At 32.7% G+C, this 4237-nt stretch carries 6 protein-coding genes and 1 pseudogene; 5 read left to right on the top strand and 2 right to left on the bottom strand.

The window, feature by feature from the left end; all coding sequences use genetic code 11:
* Positions 1-382: YfmQ family protein (locus tag AC1DTM_RS19010; RefSeq protein WP_477000654.1), on the bottom strand; the 382-nt coding region annotated here is incomplete at its 3' end.
* Between the two features lie 41 nt (positions 383-423).
* Here AC1DTM_RS19010 and AC1DTM_RS19005 point away from each other — a divergent pair.
* The 5 genes and pseudogenes from AC1DTM_RS19005 (at position 424) to AC1DTM_RS18985 (ending at position 3258) form a co-directional block, all read left to right on the top strand.
* Positions 424-613 (top strand): annotated as a pseudogene (locus AC1DTM_RS19005) (hypothetical protein).
* Positions 614-663: 50 nt separating this feature from the next.
* Positions 664-825, top strand: coding sequence for a hypothetical protein (locus AC1DTM_RS19000; RefSeq protein ID WP_002158451.1), 162 nt, complete (start codon positions 664-666; stop codon positions 823-825).
* Between the two features lie 178 nt (positions 826-1003).
* Positions 1004-2095: a serine hydrolase gene (locus tag AC1DTM_RS18995; RefSeq protein ID WP_016104442.1), complete on the top strand. Its 1092-nt coding sequence runs from the start codon at positions 1004-1006 to the stop codon at positions 2093-2095.
* A gap of 123 nt (positions 2096-2218) precedes the next feature.
* Complete coding sequence (locus tag AC1DTM_RS18990; RefSeq protein ID WP_016104443.1) at positions 2219-2794, top strand: histidine phosphatase family protein; 576 nt, start codon at positions 2219-2221, stop codon at positions 2792-2794.
* An 89-nt stretch (positions 2795-2883) separates the two neighbouring features.
* Positions 2884-3258 (top strand): hypothetical protein, encoded by a 375-nt coding sequence (locus AC1DTM_RS18985; protein ID WP_000461761.1) that lies wholly within the window; start codon positions 2884-2886, stop codon positions 3256-3258.
* A gap of 18 nt (positions 3259-3276) precedes the next feature.
* On the opposite strand, the gene AC1DTM_RS18980 is transcribed toward AC1DTM_RS18985, so the two are convergent.
* Entirely contained in the window at positions 3277-4218 is a 942-nt protein-coding gene (locus AC1DTM_RS18980; RefSeq protein WP_016104444.1) for an alpha/beta fold hydrolase, read from the bottom strand.
* Positions 4219-4237: the final 19 nt, after the last annotated feature.

The raw sequence follows: 4237 nt of genomic DNA, 5'->3' as shown, positions 1-4237 counted from the left end.
GGTTTTTAGAGCGCAAACTATAAGCGATCACTTTCTTTTYATGTTGTTTTACAACATCAACATGCTCTTCATGACTATAAATATAAAATGTAAAATCTTTTTTGCCACGTTTTGCATTTATAATTAAAGGAGTACCTTCATTTTGTGGTGGTGCATAATAACGATCTAAAAATAAACCTTCATTAAAATCATTAATAATTTGAGATTTCTTATCGCCTTCTAAGCTATTTCCATTGATCGTTACAGTAACATTCTCTTCATCAAGTTGCGGATGTGTTTCATATCGGCTAATAATTGATTCAATAACGGAGTTTGGAAGACTAGAAACGATAATTTTAAATGCCCCAAATACAACTAACAGTACAATAAACCAAGTCGTCATATTGTATCATCCCCTTTACACTATTAAATAATATAACCCATATGGTAATAGTACATATGGTGAAGTTTTGTATATTTTGTGAAAAATTTTCCTTTTTCGAACGTTTTTTAACAAATGGAGATGTTTAAAGAATATAAGGTGATATTTGGTAGGATAAAAATATAAAGTTTTTTTATTTATTTGTTAGAAAAATCAATTTTGTTACAAAAAGTTGAAATCGAAGTATTTTAAAAGAAAAAGGTTTATAATAAAAACATAACTAATTACAAGGAAGTGTAACTATGAGTACTGTAGCTATCGTGTATGGTATTATTCTTTCCACAATTATTATTTTATTTTTTGTTGGGGTTTCACGTTATATTCATAAATGGAAAGAAGGCGTTGCGAAATTAAATCACATTGAAGAAGAACTCAGTGATTTAATGTTACATCATGGTAAGTAAAAAGTTTATTTTTTAACTAAATAATGTGAAAAAAATCACAAAACATGCTCCCTTTAGGAAAGCATGTTTTTTTGTTGTTTAAGAAAAGAAACGTTTTTGTATAAATACTCTAATTCTTACTTAAAAAGGGAAATTTATTTAGTATAATATATAATATGTTTATTTTAGGGGGAGTATTATGAGAGGGTTAAAAGTTGTTGGAATTATAGCTGGAATTACTATAGTAGGTTGTATAGCTTTCTTTTCAGTGAAGGAATATGTCAATTCAAAAGAAGATCCTAGTTATGTGCTAAATTATATAAAAGAACATAAGGATGATAAAACAGCTTCTTTAATCGTTAAAAGAAATGGTGAGATATTAACATCACTAAATGAAAATGAAAAATTACCACTAGCAAGTATGTCGAAAATCGTTATAGCAATTGAATATGCTAAGCAAGTGGCCGAAGGAAAGGTAAGAAAAGACGAGCAGATTTCATTGAAAGAATTAGAAAAATACTACGTGAAGAATACTGATGGTGGTGCACACCCTGTATGGCTAGATGATGTAAAAGCTAGAGGGTTAGTGAACAATGGGCAAACTTCTTTAGAGGAAGTAGTTAAAGGAATGATTCAATATAGTTCGAATGCGAACGCATCATATTTATTGGACAAGCTTGGAACAGCACGTGTGAATGAAAGTTTGAAAGAGTTAGGCTTAAATAGTCACGAGGAATTTTATCCGGCGTATACAGCGGCATTGTATATGAGGGGGTATGTTGAAAAAGAAATGCATATTCCTCAAAATAAAGCATTGGACAAGCTACGTAATATGTCTAATGATGAATATGTTAAGCATGTATGGCAAATACATGAATGGATGAAAGACGAGAAAGAATGGGGAAAACGGGAGATATCGTTAAAAGCCGATATGGACTCCCAACGTATTTGGTCAGATCGGTTAGTAGGTGCAAATGCGAAAGATTACATGAGTTTAATGGAAAAGATAAATAACAGAAACTATTTTACACAACAAATGCAAGGTGAGATTGAAAATATATTTAAAGGAACAGTAGGGGGTGGAATGTTCGAATATGCAGGACAGAAAGGTGGTTCTACGGCATTTGTATTAACAAATAGTTTCTATGGTACTGATAAAAAGGGGAATAAGATTGAGATTGTCTTTATGATGAACAATTTAAGTGAGAAAGAATTTGAAAAACTTCTAAGTAATATGGATTACTTTATTCGAGATATCGTCATAAGCGAAGAATTTAGAAATAAATTATAATGAAATAATTTTATTATGTAAACAAAAGAGCACTTTTTAAAAAGTGCTCTTTTCTATAAATGATACAGGATTTCCTAATTACTTCATTGAATATAGATTGAAAATAAGAAAGGAAGTTGAATAATGACTACAATATATTTCGTTCGCCATGCCCACTCTACATATACAAAAGAAGAAAGGGAACGTCCTTTATCTGAAAAGGGGTACTTGGATGCAGAGAATGTAACACATTTATTAAAAGATGAACATATTGATGTTGTGATTTCAAGTCCTTATAAAAGAGCGATTCAAACTGTGCAAGGAATTGCGAATACATATAATGTATCGATACAAATAGAAGAAGCTTTACGAGAAAGGTTATTAAGTAAAGAACCAGTACAGGATTTTAATGATGCTATTCAGAAGGTGTGGGAAGACTGGACTTTTGCATACGAAGGCGGGGAATCAAATGATGTAGCGCAAAGGCGTGCTGTATTATGTATGCAAAATATATTGGGAAAATATAAAGGGAAGAATATTGTAATAGGCACTCATGGGAATATTATGGTTTTACTTATGAATTATTTTGATTCGAAATATGATTTTCAGTTTTGGAAAACACTTCACATGCCCGATGTGTACAAATTAGCTTTTAATAGTAATCGTTTCATTTCTGCTGAAAGAATAGAGAGAATAGGTCATCGGATAAACATTTTGTAAAAGTTTATCAAAAAAAGAGGAAAGAGAGAAGGTATTGTAGAAGTATGACTTTGTAACATAAAAACTATTTGTTAAAGGAGGCTGTTTACATGTTTGAGAAAGAGAAAGAAGGGCTTATTGAAGTTCACAACGTATATGAAATCGCACCAGCAGATGGAGCAATTATAGGTATGGCAACGGAAGAAGAAATGGAGATTGCTGCTGAACTAGAGTTACAGTACTATGCCCATTCTCGTTTATTAGAAGCAAATATTCAGTTAGACGGTTCCTCCTATAAAGAGTTACTTCAGGAGTTCCAGGAGTACGAAAGAAAATCAATGAATTTTTGGAGAGCAATACATAAACGTTTAGCTGTGCCATGGGCATGGGTACTACGTATTGATGTTGCGAATGGTCCTATATATGTAAGCAATGGGAGTTCGTATTATGAAGAAGTTGATGATGACGAAGAAGACTATGAATAGATAAGTAAGGAAGCAGCTTTAGTTGCTTCCTTTTTTTGTGTGTAAAGATTGAATGACTTGAATGATAATATCTGGTCGATCATTTTCTATTCCGTGACCAGCATGTTCGGCAAGAATATATTTGCTGTTTATTGAGAGGTGTAATTGTTCACGAATAAGTTCTTGCCACATATCTTCAAGTTGTGTAGCTTCTTCTTTTGGCATACCGCCCTCAATCAATTGAGCAATACAATATTGAGGATCTCTACCGATAACGATTAATGGTATTTCTAATGTTTTATGTTGTTTTTTTATTGAGCGAGCACAATATTCCCACTCGGACAGTTCAGAAGCTGTCGCTTTATATAATGAAGGAGATGTAGAAAATTTGATATGCTGTTGTGTTGTATTGACGAGCGTAGGTTTTAGTTCAGTATAAAGCGCGTCTGCATCCATGTTGGAGTAAGTATGATATTTTTGTAGCCACATATCATCAGAATCAGTTTGATCAGAAATCGGTAAATGAAGCTCATCTAATCGGTGTAAGTTCATGGAAGTAGAATCAACTAAAATAAGTGCTTTAATTTGATCCTCATGTAATATCGCAAAATGTTGTGCGCATAAACCTCCATAGGAATGACCAATTAAAATGATTGGCTCGTAAATAGCTAGTTCATGTAGCAGCATATGTAGTTCCTTTGCAGCTTGTATTGTTGTACGTGGATTAGTTCCTAGCTCACTTTCTCCGTAACCTGGGCGATGATATGAAATGACTGTAAAGTTTTGTGAAAGCTTTTCTATAATAGGAAGCCAATCATAAAATGAGCATCCCATTCCTGTTTGAATGACTACAGTTTGTTTACTACTACCTCTCATATATACTTCTACATTTTGTCCAAATATCTCTACTGATCTATTAATAGTAATTCCCCCTAAGCTTGAAATACTTTTTGGCAAGTAAAGACGATACACCAGGCACATATGCCGAAGAGTATAGATG

It is taken from the genome of Bacillus sp. P4_D3, assembly GCF_056401855.1.
Note: the sequence above shows the minus strand (reverse complement) of the source record. Positions and strands in the feature narration are given on the sequence as shown.

What these genes read in the sequence shown, in the direction of transcription:
- AC1DTM_RS18985 (WP_000461761.1), top strand. Translation starts at nt 2,884, where the DNA reads ATGTTTGAGAAAGAGAAAGAAGGGCTTATTGAAGTTCACAACGTATAT.
- AC1DTM_RS18995 (WP_016104442.1), top strand. Translation starts at nt 1,004, where the DNA reads ATGAGAGGGTTAAAAGTTGTTGGAATTATAGCTGGAATTACTATAGTA.
- AC1DTM_RS18990 (WP_016104443.1), top strand. Translation starts at nt 2,219, where the DNA reads ATGACTACAATATATTTCGTTCGCCATGCCCACTCTACATATACAAAA.
- AC1DTM_RS18980 (WP_016104444.1), bottom strand. Translation starts at nt 4,218, where the DNA reads ATGTGCCTGGTGTATCGTCTTTACTTGCCAAAAAGTATTTCAAGCTTA.
- AC1DTM_RS19000 (WP_002158451.1), top strand. Translation starts at nt 664, where the DNA reads ATGAGTACTGTAGCTATCGTGTATGGTATTATTCTTTCCACAATTATT.